The sequence below is a fragment of the Rhodanobacter sp. G1 genome (genome assembly GCF_055397855.1).
The window spans coordinates 336,250-349,101 of record NZ_AP039674.1 but is presented as its reverse complement, the minus strand read 5'-3'; the positions used below and the strand labels follow the sequence as shown (position 1 = coordinate 349,101).

The 12,852-nt window shown below is 69.0% G+C and carries 12 protein-coding genes; 4 read left to right on the top strand and 8 right to left on the bottom strand.

All coding sequences use genetic code 11. The features are described 5' to 3' along the window. Positions 1 to 41: 41 nt before the first annotated feature. The 3 genes from ACZ5Z2_RS01395 to rpoH form a co-directional block, all read right to left on the bottom strand. Complete coding sequence (locus ACZ5Z2_RS01395) at positions 42 to 1,487, bottom strand: sensor histidine kinase (RefSeq protein ID WP_464760192.1); 1,446 nt, start codon at positions 1,485 to 1,487, stop codon at positions 42 to 44. Beyond that, the gene (locus ACZ5Z2_RS01390) at positions 1,471 to 2,148 is read right to left on the bottom strand and encodes a response regulator transcription factor (RefSeq protein ID WP_464760191.1); all 678 of its coding nucleotides are present in this window, start codon (positions 2,146 to 2,148) and stop codon (positions 1,471 to 1,473) included. The genes ACZ5Z2_RS01395 and ACZ5Z2_RS01390 overlap by 17 nt, the downstream gene beginning before the upstream one ends. A 102-nt stretch (positions 2,149 to 2,250) precedes the next feature. After that, positions 2,251 to 3,108, bottom strand: a complete 858-nt coding sequence (gene rpoH, locus ACZ5Z2_RS01385) for an RNA polymerase sigma factor RpoH (protein WP_464760190.1) — start codon at positions 3,106 to 3,108, stop codon at positions 2,251 to 2,253. A gap of 239 nt (positions 3,109 to 3,347) precedes the next feature. Between rpoH and ACZ5Z2_RS01380 the strand changes: the two genes are divergently transcribed. Beyond that, positions 3,348 to 4,031, top strand: a complete 684-nt coding sequence (locus ACZ5Z2_RS01380; RefSeq protein WP_464760189.1) for a Fe2+-dependent dioxygenase — start codon at positions 3,348 to 3,350, stop codon at positions 4,029 to 4,031. On the opposite strand, the gene ung is transcribed toward ACZ5Z2_RS01380, so the two are convergent. The 5 genes from ung to ACZ5Z2_RS01355 all read right to left on the bottom strand — a co-directional run bounded on the left by ung (position 4,032) and on the right by ACZ5Z2_RS01355 (position 9,067). Then, positions 4,032 to 4,730, bottom strand: coding sequence for a uracil-DNA glycosylase (gene ung, locus ACZ5Z2_RS01375; RefSeq protein WP_464760188.1), 699 nt, complete (start codon positions 4,728 to 4,730; stop codon positions 4,032 to 4,034). Next, a complete protein-coding gene (locus ACZ5Z2_RS01370; RefSeq protein WP_464760187.1) occupies positions 4,727 to 5,569 on the bottom strand; it encodes a response regulator in 843 nt (280 codons plus the stop codon). Before ACZ5Z2_RS01370 ends, ung begins: the two co-directional genes overlap by 4 nt. Positions 5,570 to 5,593: 24 nt before the next feature. Then, positions 5,594 to 6,547: a permease-like cell division protein FtsX gene (gene ftsX / locus ACZ5Z2_RS01365; protein WP_464760186.1), complete on the bottom strand. Its 954-nt coding sequence runs from the start codon at positions 6,545 to 6,547 to the stop codon at positions 5,594 to 5,596. A 2-nt stretch (positions 6,548 to 6,549) separates the two neighbouring features. After that, positions 6,550 to 7,227, bottom strand: coding sequence for a cell division ATP-binding protein FtsE (gene ftsE, locus ACZ5Z2_RS01360; RefSeq protein ID WP_464760185.1), 678 nt, complete (start codon positions 7,225 to 7,227; stop codon positions 6,550 to 6,552). 115 nt (positions 7,228 to 7,342) lie between these two features. Then, entirely contained in the window at positions 7,343 to 9,067 is a 1,725-nt protein-coding gene (locus tag ACZ5Z2_RS01355) for a DEAD/DEAH box helicase (RefSeq protein WP_464760184.1), read from the bottom strand. Between the two features lie 401 nt (positions 9,068 to 9,468). Here ACZ5Z2_RS01355 and trxA point away from each other — a divergent pair, with 401 nt between their 5' ends. The 3 genes from trxA to ACZ5Z2_RS01340 all read left to right on the top strand — a co-directional run bounded on the left by trxA (position 9,469) and on the right by ACZ5Z2_RS01340 (position 12,845). Continuing rightward, on the top strand, positions 9,469 to 9,795 hold the full coding sequence (gene trxA / locus ACZ5Z2_RS01350; protein WP_464760183.1) for a thioredoxin TrxA: 327 nt from the start codon (positions 9,469 to 9,471) through the stop codon (positions 9,793 to 9,795). A gap of 159 nt (positions 9,796 to 9,954) precedes the next feature. Beyond that, positions 9,955 to 11,670, top strand: a complete 1,716-nt coding sequence (gene rho, locus ACZ5Z2_RS01345) for a transcription termination factor Rho (RefSeq protein ID WP_464760182.1) — start codon at positions 9,955 to 9,957, stop codon at positions 11,668 to 11,670. Positions 11,671 to 11,789: 119 nt separating this feature from the next. Further along, the gene (locus ACZ5Z2_RS01340; protein ID WP_464760181.1) at positions 11,790 to 12,845 is read left to right on the top strand and encodes an acyltransferase family protein; all 1,056 of its coding nucleotides are present in this window, start codon (positions 11,790 to 11,792) and stop codon (positions 12,843 to 12,845) included. The last annotated feature ends 7 nt before the right edge of the window (positions 12,846 to 12,852 follow it).

Here is a 12,852-nt window from a genome sequence, read left to right as displayed (position 1 = left end):
GCCGATGCGCGAGGCGCTCACCAGGATGAAGATAATTTCATCTACGCCGATGACTTCTGGCCGATGCCCTCGAATGGACGGCCAGATGCGGCATCGACTGCCCCGGCGGCCGGTCGACACGTTTCCGCATGGCAACGCATGCTGATGCACGCCCCCCCGCCCTCGCCCGCGCCGATCTCCAGCGCGTAGCCGTGCAGGCGCACGATGGCGCTGACGATGCTGAGGCCCAGGCCCGAGCCCGGCGTGCTGCGGCTGTTGTCGCCGCGGTAGAAGCGCCGAGTGACCGCGTCGCGCTCGCCGGCAGGAATGCCGGGGCCGCCGTCCACCACGTCCACGCGCGGTTCGCCATGCTCCATCCACGCGCGCAGCAGCACGCGGCCACCGGCGGGAGTGAACTTGATCGCGTTGCCGACCAGGTTGGCGAAAGCCTCGAACAACAGGTGGGCGTCGCCGCGCAGCGGGGCCAGCGGCACCAGCTCCAGCGCGAAGCGCAGGCCGCGATCCTCGGCCAGCGGCGCGTAGAAGTCGTGCACCTGCTGCAGCACGCGCTCCAGATCCACCTCGCTGAAGCAGGCGCTGCGGTGCGTGTCTTCCAGTTCGGACACGCGCAGCAGGGCGCGGAAGCGCGTCAGTACGGCGTCGATGTCGGTCACGCAGGCTTCCACCAGCGTCGCCTCCGGCCGGTCGTCCAGTTGCTGCCGGGCACGATGCAGCCGCGCGCGCAGGCGCGTCAGCGGCGTGCGCAGGTCATGCGCAATGTTGTCGCACACGCCTTTCACCTCGCCCATCAGGCGCTCGATCTCGCCCAGCATGGTGTTGACGATGCCGGCCAGCACGTCCAACTCGTCGCCGCGCCGGCCCACCGGCAGACGCCGGGTGAGGTCGCCGCGCTGGATCGGCTCGGTGGCCAGCTGGATGTCGCGGATGCGCCGCGCCGGCCCGCGGCTGAGCAGCAGGCCGCCGAGCAGGCCGGGGATCACGGTCAGCGACAGGCCCCACAGCAGGGTGCGGCGGATGATCGCGCCCAGCCCGGCAATCGTGCTGGTGTCCTTGGCCAGCACCAGCAGCCTGCCGTCGGGCAGGCGCTGCGCCATCGCGCGCGCGCCGACGTTGCCGCGCAGGCGGTCGGTGCGCGGCACGCCCTTGGGCAGCTGGTGCAGGCGGCCGTCGGCCACCAGCCCCTGCGGCAGGCTGGCGATGTTGCCCGCCAGCGGCCGTCCCTGCGCGTCGAACAGCCCCGCCGACATGATGCCGTGCGGGTCGAGTGTGCCCGATGCGTCCACCGCCTGCGGCAGGTGCGCGGCGTCGATCTGCACGAGGTACTGCATGCGCTGCGACACGATCTGGTCGAGCACGTGGGTGAGATAGCGCGAGCTTTCCCACTGGATCGCGCCCAGCAATACCACGCTCCACACCACGAACAGCGCGCCGTAGATCAGGATCAGGCGCGAGGTGGCGGAGCGCCAGACGTCAATCAGCGGGCGCAAGGCGATACCCCGAGCCGCGCACGGTATGGATCAGCGCGGGCAGCCTGGCCACGTCGATCTTGCGGCGCAGGCGGCCGATGTGCACGTCGATCACGTTGGTGCCGGGATCGAAATGGAAGCCCCAGACGTGCTCGAAGATCATCGTGCGGCTGAGCACCTGGCCGGAATTGCGCATGAGGAACTCCAGCAGCCGGTATTCGGTGGGCAGCAGCGGCAGCGGCTGGCCACAGCGGCTGGCGACGTGCCGCACCAGGTCGAGCTCCAGGTCGGCCACGCGCAGTCGATTCTCCGCCTGCGGCTGGCGCCGCCGCAACAGCACCTCGACCCGCGCCGCCATCTCGTCCGGCGCGAACGGTTTGGTGAGGTAGTCGTCGCCGCCTGCGTGCAGGCCGCGCACGCGCTCGTCCACCTCGCTCAGCGCGCTGATCATCAGCACCGGCGTGTCCGCGCCCCGCTCGCGCAGCGCGGTGATGACGTCGATGCCGCTGATGCCCGGCAGCATGCGATCCAGCGTGACGAGGTCGTAACCGCCGGCCAGCGCGCGCGCGAGGCCGTCATGGCCGCTAGCCGCCCAGTCCACGGCCATGCCGTGCGCGCCCAGCTCGGCGACGATCTCGCGTGCGGTGACTTCGTCGTCTTCGATGACCAGGATGCGCGGCATCGTGATTCCAGCGAGGCTGCAGAATGGCGGCCCGGCTTCCGGAACGGAAACGGCCTCCGCGGGGAGGCCGTTCCAACGATCCACTGCCGGCCGGAAGCCGGATCAGGCGGCGAACAGGCCGCGCATCTTCTTCATCGCGTTCGCCTCGACCTGGCGGATGCGCTCGGCGGAGACGCCGTACTCGTCGGCCAGTTCCTGCAGCGTGGCCTTGTCCTCATCCAGCCAGCGGCGCTGGATGATGTGGCGCGAGCGCTCGTCCAGGTTCTGCAGCGCGGAAGACAGCGCGCTGAGCTGGTTGTCGCTCTGGTCGGCCTCGGCGAGGTTGTCGTAGGGGTCGGCACCTTCGTCGATCAGGAAAGCTTCCGGCGCCGGCTTGGCATCGTCCTCGGCGTCCGCCGGGGCTTCGAAGCCGATGTCACGGCCGGACAGGCGCGATTCCATCTCGCGCACCGTGGCCTCGGGCACGCCCAGATCCTGCGCCACCGTGCGCACTTCCTCGGCGTTCATCCAGCCCAGGCGCTTCTTGCTCTTGCGCAGGTTGAAGAACAGCTTGCGCTGCGCCTTGGTGGTGGCGACCTTCACGATGCGCCAATTCTTCAGGATGAACTCGTGCATCTCGGCACGGATCCAGTGCACCGCGAAGCTGACCAAGCGCACGCCTTGGTCGGGGTCGAAACGCTTCACCGCCTTCATCAGGCCGATGTTGCCTTCCTGGATGAGGTCGGCCAGCTGCAGGCCGTAGCCGGAATAGCCACGCGCCACGTGCACCACGAAACGCAGGTGCGACATCACCAGCTTCTTCGCCGCCGACAGGTCTTCCTGCGCGTTGTAGCGGCGCGACAGATCCTGCTCCTCGTCCTGGCTCAGCACCGGAATGCGATGCACGGCCGAGATGTAGGCATCCAGGCTACCGACCACGCTGGGCAGCGTCGAGGGGATGGTCGCCAAGGCTTGGGTCATGGGGAAACCTCCAGTACAAGGGTTTCAGGTTAGCACTCTGGTGCTTTGAGTGCTAAAGCCGCGATTAGTTCACGGCTTTTAATGAACCGAATCGTACAGAAATATGGAGCGCTTGTCCATCCTGCCCCCGCATCCGACGCCGGACATGGGCTGTTCGACAGGACTTGATGAAACGCAATCCCCGCCGGAACCCACCCACTACAATGCCGGAACATGCCAAGCCGGAAGGGGGAGTTCACTTGATCGTCTGTGTACCCGATGTATTGACCGCCCAGGAACTGGCCGCGCTGCGCGCCGAGCTGCAGTCCGCCCCCTTCGTCGACGGCTCCGCCACGGCCGGCTGGTCGGCGCGCAACGTGAAGAAGAACCAGCAGATCGACCCGAACAGCGCGGGCTACGCACGGATGGCGGACATCGTGCGCACCGCCTTCCTGCGCCACGGCATGTTGCAGGCCGCGTTGCTGCCGGCGGCCAACACCCGGCCGTTGTTCAATCGCTACGCCGGCGGCATGGAGTACGGCGCGCACGTGGACGCGCCGGTGATGGGCGGCATGGGCAGCGCGGTGCGCACCGACATCGCGATCACCGTGTTCCTGTCCGACCCTGGAAGCTACGATGGCGGCGAGCTGGTGACGCACGCCAGCGGCGGCATGGAATACAAGTTCAAGCTGGATGCCGGCGCTGCCATCGCCTACCCGGCCAACACCCTGCACCATGTCAGCCCGGTGACGCGTGGCGTGCGCGATGCCGCGATCATCTGGGTGCAGAGCCTGGTGCGCGATCCGGCCCGCCGCGAGCTGCTGTGGGATCTGGATAACACCAAGCGCGAGATCTTCGGCCGCGAAGGCAAGAGTCCGACTTTCGACATCATCAGCCGCTCGCACGCGAACCTGTTGCGCATGTGGGCCGAAGTGACCGGCTGATCAACCCTGCAGCGCGGCGCGCGGCGGCAGCGACCAGTCGATGGGCGCCTGCCCGTGCGCTTCCAGATAGCGGTTGGCCGCGGAGAAATGCCCGCAGCCCAGGAAGCCGCGGTGCGCCGACAGCGGCGAGGGATGCACGCTTTTCAGCACGCAGTGCCTGCGCGTGTCGATCAGCTGGCCCTTGCGCTGGGCGTAGCTGCCCCAGAGCATGAACACGATGCCTTCGCGCTCGCGGTTGAGCACATCGATGGCGGCGTCGGTGAAGCCCTCCCAGCCCTTGCCCTGGTGCGAGGCGGCCAGTCCGCGCTCCACCGTGAGCACCGCGTTGAGCAGCAGCACGCCGCGGTCGGCCCAGGGCGTGAGGCAGCCGTGGTCGGGCGGCGGGATGCCGAGGTCGCGCTCGATTTCCTTGAAGATGTTCACCAGCGAGGGCGGCGTCTGTACGCCCGGCCGCACCGAGAAGCACAGTCCATGCGCCTGGCCGGGGCCGTGGTAGGGATCCTGCCCCAGGATCACCACGCGCACGGCGTCGAACGGCGTGTGCTCGAACGCGGCGAAGATTTCCGGGCCCGGCGGGTAGATCGCCTTGCCGGCACGCTTCTCGGCACGCAGGAACCCGGCCAGCGCCTGCATCTCGGGACGCTCGAGGTAGGCGCCGATGCGCGCCTTCCACGACGGCTCCAGCCGCACCTCGCTCATGCGCCGGCTCCGCGCTGGCGCAGGTGGCGCGCCACGCGCAGCTGGAACAGCAGCTTGGTGAGCAGCAGCTTTTCGTCCACGGGCTTTTCCACCAGGTCGTTGGCGCCGGCCTTGATCAGCGCGGCCTGGTTGGCCGGGTTCTCGTCGCCGGTCATCACCAGCACCGGCAGCCGGCCCTTGCCGTAGCCGAACTGGTTGCGGATGCGTTCGAGCAGGTCGCCGCCGGTGAGCTCGCCCTTCAGGCTGACGTCGGTGAGCACCACGTCGGCGCCCACTTCACCCTGCACTTTCGCGGTTTCCAGCATGGCCAGCGCGTCCTCCACGCTGACCACGTGGTGCACGGTGAGGCCGTACTTCTCCAGCATGCGGCGGGTGGCCAGCGCCACCACGCGGCTGTCTTCCACGTACAGCACCTCGCCCTCGGCCGTGCCCTCGGGACACACGTATCCGCGGATGAACTCGGCCAGCGCCTGGAAGCCCAGGCCCTTGTCGAAGTAGTCGGTGACGTCCTCGCCCAGGGTGCGGCGGTGCAGGCGGTCGTCCACGTCGCCGGACACCACCACGATGGGCACGTAGGTCTGCGGCGCGGACTCGCGCACGAAGCGCGCGAGTTCCAGGCCGTCCATGTCGGGCAGTCGCAGCGCGATGGTGATGAAGTCGAACACGCCCTCGCCCAGCAGTTGCTGCGCCTCGCTGCCGCTGCCGCAGCCCACCACTTCCACGCCCGGCAGTTCGGCGGTCAGCACGCGGGCGATCATCTGCCGCACCATGCGCGAGCCGTCCACCACCAGCACGCGCGGCGCCGTGCCGACCGAACGATTGCTGATGTTCGTGCTCATGCTCCGTTGCCCCCTGCGCTTCGCTCAGACAGCCTTGCGCAACTGCCACGCGCTGACCAGCCGCGCGCCCAGCCAGCCCAGCACCGCCGCGGCCAGCGGCACGACCGCCAGCAGCCACAGCGGCAAGCCGCCGAGCTGCAGTTTGCCATCATAGGCCTGGCTCAACTGCGCCACCGGCCCGCTCAGCGCGAATTCGATCGCCAGCGCCAGCAGCGCGGCGAGGATGCCGCTGAACAGGCCGTACCAGATGCCGGCATAAAGATAGGGCCGGCGCACGAAGGCGCCGCTGGCGCCCACCAGCAGCAGCACGCCGATCTCCTCGCTGCGGCTGGCGATGTCCACCCGCACCGTGTTGCCCACCACCAGCAGGGCGGCCAGCGCCAGCATCAGCGCCAGCGCCGCCACCACGCGTTCGCCCACGCCGAGCAGCGCGTCCAGCCGCTGCCGCCAGCTGCCGCTGTCCTGCACCTGGGCCACGCTGCGTAGGTCGCGCAGGTCGCCCACCAGGCGCCCCACCGTGGGCGCATCGAGTCCCGGCTTGGGCTGCACCATCAGCACCCAGGGCAACGGGTTCTGGTCGAGCGCATCCAGCGCGCCGGAGAAACCCTGCAGCTTGGCCAGCTCGTCCAGCCCCTGCTGCGGCGTCTTGACCGTCACCGCGGCCACGTCGGAGCGGTCGCCGAGCTGCTTCGCCAGCAGCCGCGCCTGCGACTCGCCCTGGTCGGGCTGCAGGAACACGTTGATCGCCTGATCCTGGCCCAGCGCCCGGCCCATCTGCTGCACGTTGCCCAGCAGCAGGTAGAAGGCCAGCGGCAGCGCCAGCGCCAGCCCCATCACCGCGATGGTGAGCAGGCTGCCCAGCGGGCGCGAGGCGAGCCGGCGCAGGCTGTCGGCGGCGCTCCAGGCGTGGTGCTCGCGCCAGCCGGAGACGCTGCGGCTGCGGCTGGGTTCGTTGCGCGCGGGCGCGGCGGCATCCATGGTCACAGCACCTCCTCCGCGGCGAGATCGGCCACCAGCCGACCGTGGTCGAGCACCACCACGCGCTTGCGCATGCGCTTGATCAGCGGCAAGTCGTGGCTGGCGATCAGCACCGTGGTGCCCACCTGCTGGAATTCGGCGAACAGGCCCATGATCTCCAGCGCCAGCTGCGGGTCGAGGTTGCCGGTGGGTTCGTCGGCGATCAGCAGCGAAGGCCGCCCCACAAGGGCGCGGGCGATACCCACGCGTTGCTGCTCGCCGGTGGACAGGGTGGCCGGCAGCTGGCGTTCGTACGAGAGCAGGCCCACCTTTTCCAGCGCCGCGCGCACGCGCCGGGCGCGCTCCTGGCGGGCGACGCCGGCGATGGTCAGCGGCAGCTCGACGTTGGCGAACACCGTGCGATCCATCAGCAGGCGGTGGTTCTGGAACACCATGCCGATGCGCTGGCGCAGCTTGGGGATGCCGCGGCCACGCACCTTGGCCAGGTTCTGGCCGTCCACCGAGATCGTGCCGTGGCTGGGCCGCTCGATCACGCCCAGCAGCTTGAGCAGGGTGCTCTTGCCGGCGCCGGAGTGGCCGGTGACGAAGGCCATCTCGCCCGTGGGCACGGTGAAGGAAAGCTGCGAGAGCGCCTCGTGGCCTCCCGCGTAATGCTTGCTCACCTGGTCGAACTGGATCACCGTGCGTCCCCGCCGCCTGTCGTAACGGCAACAAGGATACGGGATGCGGCGCGCGAGGTCGCCCTGCGCGCGCTCATGCCTGCGGTCGCCGGTTCAGCGCGGCGACATGGCGCGGTCAGCGGCCGGTGAACAGGCGCGTCAGGCGGCGGAACAGGCTGGGTTTGTTCGGGTGCGTGGGTGCAGGCGCGGTCGCCGCCGCTGCCACCTGGCGCGAGGGACGCGTGCCGTCTGCGGCATTCTGCTCGCGCGGCGGGCGACGCTCGCCACGCGGCGGACGGCCGCCCTCGGCCGATGCCGGCGACGGATTGCCCTGCACGGCATTGGCCACCGCCTCGCCGCCCTCGCGGCGACGGTTGCGACCGCCACGGCGACGACGACGCTTGTGTTCGCCCTCGCCGGCCGGGGCGACCTCGTTCGCTGCCGGTGCGGCAGGCTTGGCGACAGCGGCATCCGCCGCTTCGGGGCGCGGCGCACGCGGCGGCCGCGCCTCGTGCGAACGGCCTTCGCGCGGCCCGCGCTCGCCACGCTCGCCGCCGCGTCCACCCTCACGGCGCGGACGCCCGTCCTTCTTCTTGTCGTCGTGCCGCGGCTCCACGCGGTCGCCGAACGCGGCGCTGTCGGCGGCGGCGGCGGCGGCGAACTCGGGGTCGATGTCGCGCGGCTTCGGCATCACCAGCAGCTCGGGCTCGATCGCCGCCACCGGGATGGCCTGGCCGATGTAGGCCTCGATGTCCGGCAGGCTCATCGCGTACAGGTCGCAGGCGAAGCTGACCGCGTCGCCCTCGGCGCCGAGGCGCGCGGTGCGGCCGATGCGGTGCACGTAGTCCTCGGCGTCCTGCGGCAGGTCGTAGTTGAAGACGTGGCTGACGGCGGGGATGTGCAGGCCGCGCGCGGCCACGTCGGTGGCGACCAGGATGTCGAGCTGGCCGTCCTGGAAGCGCTGCAGCAGCTTCTGGCGCTTCAGCTGGGGCACGTCGCCGGAGATCGCGCCGACGCGGCAGCCGTGCCGCTTCACGCGCTCGGTGACGCGCTCGGCGGCGGCCTTGGTGTTGACGAAGATGATGCTGCGCGCGGGCTTGTGCTTGTCGATCAGGTTGAGCAGCAGCGGCAGTTTCTCCTCCTTGGCGGGGAAGTACACCACCTGGCGCACCTTGTCGGCGGTGACGTTGTCGCTCTCCACCACCAGCTTCTCGGCATTGTGCATGTGCTCGTAGGCCAGCTCCAGCACGCGGTGGCTGAGCGTGGCGGAGAACAGCAGCACCTGGCGCTGCTCGCGCGCCGGCAGGCGGCGGAAAATGAAGCGCACGTCCTTGATGAAGCCGAGGTCGAACATGCGGTCGGCCTCGTCGATCACCATCACCTCGACGCCGTTGAAGCCGAACACCTGCTGCTTGTAGTAGTCGAGCAGGCGGCCGGGCGTGGCGATGATGATGTCGCAGCCGTCGTGCAGCTGCTGGCGCTGCTTGTCGTAGTCCACGCCGCCGTAGATCAGGGCGGTCTTGAGGCCGGTGTGGCGGCCGATGACGCGGGCGTCCTTGTCGATCTGGATCGCCAGCTCGCGGGTGGGCGCGATCACCAGCGCGCGCGGATCGCTGTCCTTGCGCTCGGCCACGGCGGGCGTGGTGAGCAGGCGGTTCATCAGCGCGACCAGGAAGGCGCAGGTCTTGCCGGTGCCGGTCTGTGCCTGGCCGGCGACGTCGCGGCCGGTGAGCGCCACCGGCAGGGTCAGTTCCTGGATCGGCGTGCAGCGGGTGAAGCCGGCTTCGGCCAGGCCTTGCTGCAGCAGCGGATGGAGGTCGAAGTTGGTGTAGAAGGTATCGGTGAGTACGGTTTGCGACATGGATAAGGAAAGCCGTTGGGATGCGGGCGCGGGCGAGCCGGCCCGGCTCCGGGCGCGCAGGCGCGGGCGGAGCGGTGGGATGTGCGGCGCGCGGCGATGCGCGGCGCCGGTCGTTGGGCACAACCGGCAGTCCCGCTGGCATAGGCGAAAGGACTCGACGAACCCGGATGCCCGCGTTTGCCCCGCAAGCGCTTGAGTCGCCTCGCCTATGTCAACGGAACCGTCCGTTGCCGCCCTTGAATCGCTTGAATCGCGCCCCGAGTTACGTTGCAATGAGGCATCGGGCCGTCATGGCCAAGCCCCCTTTCCCGGTTCGACCCGCGCTTCTTGGGCGCCCCAGTGTAGCCGATGCAGGCCGCGCGGCGCCGAACCTCCCTTCCTCCCGTCTTTCGGAGACCCCGGTGAGCGACCTGATTACCCACGTGAGCGACGACGCCTTCGAGCGGGCCGTGCTGCAATCCGACACCCCCGTGCTGCTGGACTTCTGGGCCGAATGGTGCGGCCCGTGCAAGGCCATCGCGCCTGTGCTGGACGAGCTGGCCAAGCAGTACGAAGGCAAGCTGCGCGTCATGAAGATCAACATCGACCACAACCAGAAGACCCCCCGCACCTACGGCGTGCGCGGCATCCCCACCCTGATGGTGTTCAAGAACGGCAAGGTCGAGGCCACCCAGATCGGCGCCGTCAGCAAGGGCCAGCTGGCCCAGATGATCGACAAGGCGATCTGATCGCCGCTTCGCCACCCGCCGCGCGCAGCGCTTTACGGCCACGCGCGGCGGGTGCTAGATTCGCCGCGTCCGTCGGGATCCTCCTGATCCCCCTGCGCCCTGCTGGCGCGACGCACACACCTCCCTCCTGTTTCCAACGGCGCCCCGCGAGGATTGCCCGTGTCCGATACCGATAGCACCACCCCGAACGACGCCAGCGGCGCCGAGAACCCGACCGAGTCGCGTCCGCGCGCCCCGCGCCGCCAGTCGCGCAGCGCCAAGCCCGCCAGCGATGCGCCGGCCGAAAGCGCCACCGCGCCGCTGTTCGAGGCTGCCGCACCGGCGCCCGCGCCGGCACCGTCTGCCGCACCGCCCGCACCCGCGGGCGAACCCGCTGCTGCCACCGCGCCCGAGTCGCGCGGCGAAGGCGGCCAGCCGCAGAACCCGCAGCAGCAAGGCCAGAACAACAACCGCAACGACCGCGAGGGTCGCGGCCGTCGCCGCCGCCACGAGCGCAACCAGCAGCGCCCGCAGCAGGGCGGCAACGGCGGCGGCAACAACAACCCGCGCTACAACAACCCGCACGGCCTGCCGATGGACGACGACAACGCCGACCCCGGCGCGGACGATCGCCTGATCAACCTCACCGAACTGAAGCGCATGAAGGCGCCGCAGCTCATTGCCTACGCCGAGTCGCTGGGCATCCGCGAAGGCGTGGCGCGCGCGCGCCGCCAGGACGTGATCTTCTCCATCCTCAAGGCGCACGCCCGCTCCGGCGGCGGCATCTGGGCGGAAGGCGTGCTGGAGATCCTGCAGGACGGCTTCGGCTTCCTGCGCTCGGCCGACGAGAGCTACCTGGCCGGCCCCGACGACATCTACGTCAGTCCCAGCCAGATCCGCCGCTTCAACCTGCGCAACGGCGACTACATCACCGGGCGCGTGCGCCATCCCAAGGAAGGCGAGCGCTACTTCGCGATGCTGCGCGTGGACGACATCAACGGCGATCCGCCGGAAGCGTCCAAGAACAAGATGCTGTTCGAGAACCTCACCCCGCTGTTCCCGCGCAAGGCGTTCAAGCTGGAGCGCGGCAACGGTTCGAGCGAGGACATCACCGGCCGCATCCTCGACCTGGTGGCGCCGATCGGCCGCGGCCAGCGCGGCCTGATCGTCTCGCAGCCGAAGTCCGGCAAGACGATGATGCTGCAGAACATCGCTCAGGCGATCCAGTACAACCACCCCGACGCACACCTCATCATCCTCTTGGTGGACGAGCGCCCAGAGGAAGTGACCGAGATCGCCCGCACCGTGCGTGCCGAGGTGATCAGCTCCACCTTCGACGAGCCGGCCGTGCGCCACGTGCAGGTCGCCGAGATGGTGATCGAGCGCGCCAAGCGCCTGGTCGAGCACAAGCGCGACGTGGTGATCCTGCTCGACTCGATCACCCGCCTCGCCCGCGCCTACAACACCGTGGTGCCCAGCTCCGGCAAGGTGCTCACCGGCGGCGTGGACGCCAACGCGCTGCAGCGCCCGAAGCGCTTCTTCGGCGCCGCGCGCAACGTGGAGGAAGGCGGCAGCCTCACCATCATCGCCACCGCGCTGATCGACACCGGCAGCAAGATGGACGAGGTGATCTACGAGGAGTTCAAGGGCACCGGCAACATGGAAGTGCACCTGTCCCGCCGCATCTCCGAGAAGCGCGTCTACCCCGCCATCGACATCAACCGCTCCGGCACCCGCCGCGAGGATCTGCTGATCGAGCCGGACATGCTGGCCAAGATCTGGATCCTGCGGAAGCTGCTGCACCCGATGGACGAGCTGGCCGCGATGGAGTTCATGCTCGACAAGATGAAGAACACCAAGTCCAACGACGAGTTCTTCAACTCGATGAAGCGGTAGGGGCGAGGCTGCCCCTGGCCCTCCATCTCCGGCCAGCCATTTCCATCGTGTCGCGTGCCTGGCCACACCCGGCGGTTTCAGCAACCGCCGGGTGCCCATCGGCAAAAAGGAGCCTTGCCATGGGCACCACCCGCCCCCTGCCCTCCGGTGGTCACGACAACAATTTCGATGGCCTGCGGCTCATTGCCTCGCTGATGGTGCTGCTTTCCCACCAGTTCGTGCTTCTCGGCATGCACGAGTCCACGCTGGCCGACGGCATGACGCTCGGCTCCATTGCGGTGGCAATGTTCTTCACCATGAGCGGCTACTTGGTGGCCGAGAGCTGGTACCTCGATCCGCACATCATGCGCTTCGCCATGCGCCGGTTCCTGCGCATCTGGCCGGCGCTGGCCGTCGCCACCATTCTGATAGCCATCGCTGGCGCAGCCGTCACTTCATTGCCCTTGCACGCCTACTTCGGGCACGAGACGCGCGACTTCATCGCACACAACCTCGAGCTTCGACCGCACTACGCCTTGCCCGGCGTGTTCGAGACGGAACCCGCCAACCCCATCCTGTCCGCGGTCAACGGCAGCTGGTGGACAATCCCGCTCGAAGCGAGGTGTTACGTACTCCTGGCCATGCTCGGAACCATCGGCTTGCGGCGGCGAGCATTCACCTTGCTCGCACTGGCCGCGGTTGCCGTGATGTACGTCAGGACGCTGCCCGGGCATCCCCAAGGCAACACCCTTCACAATCTCCGCTACTTCTACGTAGCCTGCTTCCTGGCCGGCGTCGGCTCCCGCCAGTTTGCCATCGAGATCAGCCGCCGGCGCCTGATCGTCGCCGGTGGCGTGGCGGCCTGCCTGCTCGCTGCCGCACTGCTACAGCATGCCCGATTGGCCCAATGGGCCATGACGGTGCCGCTGACCTTGTGGCTCGGACTGCAAAGCACCCCGGGGCTCCGCTCCGCGGCCCGTTTCGGCGACCTGTCCTACGGCACCTACCTCTATGCCTACTTCGTACAACAATTGACGGTGCATCTCTGGCCAGCGACACCGTCCTATGTCGCGACGGCAAGCATCGCGAGCATCGCCACCCTCCTTTTGGCCTGGTGCTCATGGCATAGCGTGGAGGCCCCTGCGCTGTCGCTGAAGCGGCGGCTTCGCAGCTGGTTTCCGGATTTCGCTCCCTGAGACAAAA

Coding starts and splice junctions, on each gene's coding strand:
- ung (WP_464760188.1), bottom strand. CDS start 4,730: ATGAGCGAGGTGCGGCTGGAGCCGTCGTGGAAGGCGCGCATCGGCGCC.
- ACZ5Z2_RS01340 (WP_464760181.1), top strand. CDS start 11,790: ATGGGCACCACCCGCCCCCTGCCCTCCGGTGGTCACGACAACAATTTC.
- ftsX (WP_464760186.1), bottom strand. CDS start 6,547: ATGGATGCCGCCGCGCCCGCGCGCAACGAACCCAGCCGCAGCCGCAGC.
- ACZ5Z2_RS01370 (WP_464760187.1), bottom strand. CDS start 5,569: ATGAGCACGAACATCAGCAATCGTTCGGTCGGCACGGCGCCGCGCGTG.
- ACZ5Z2_RS01355 (WP_464760184.1), bottom strand. CDS start 9,067: ATGTCGCAAACCGTACTCACCGATACCTTCTACACCAACTTCGACCTC.
- rpoH (WP_464760190.1), bottom strand. CDS start 3,108: ATGACCCAAGCCTTGGCGACCATCCCCTCGACGCTGCCCAGCGTGGTC.
- ACZ5Z2_RS01390 (WP_464760191.1), bottom strand. CDS start 2,148: ATGCCGCGCATCCTGGTCATCGAAGACGACGAAGTCACCGCACGCGAG.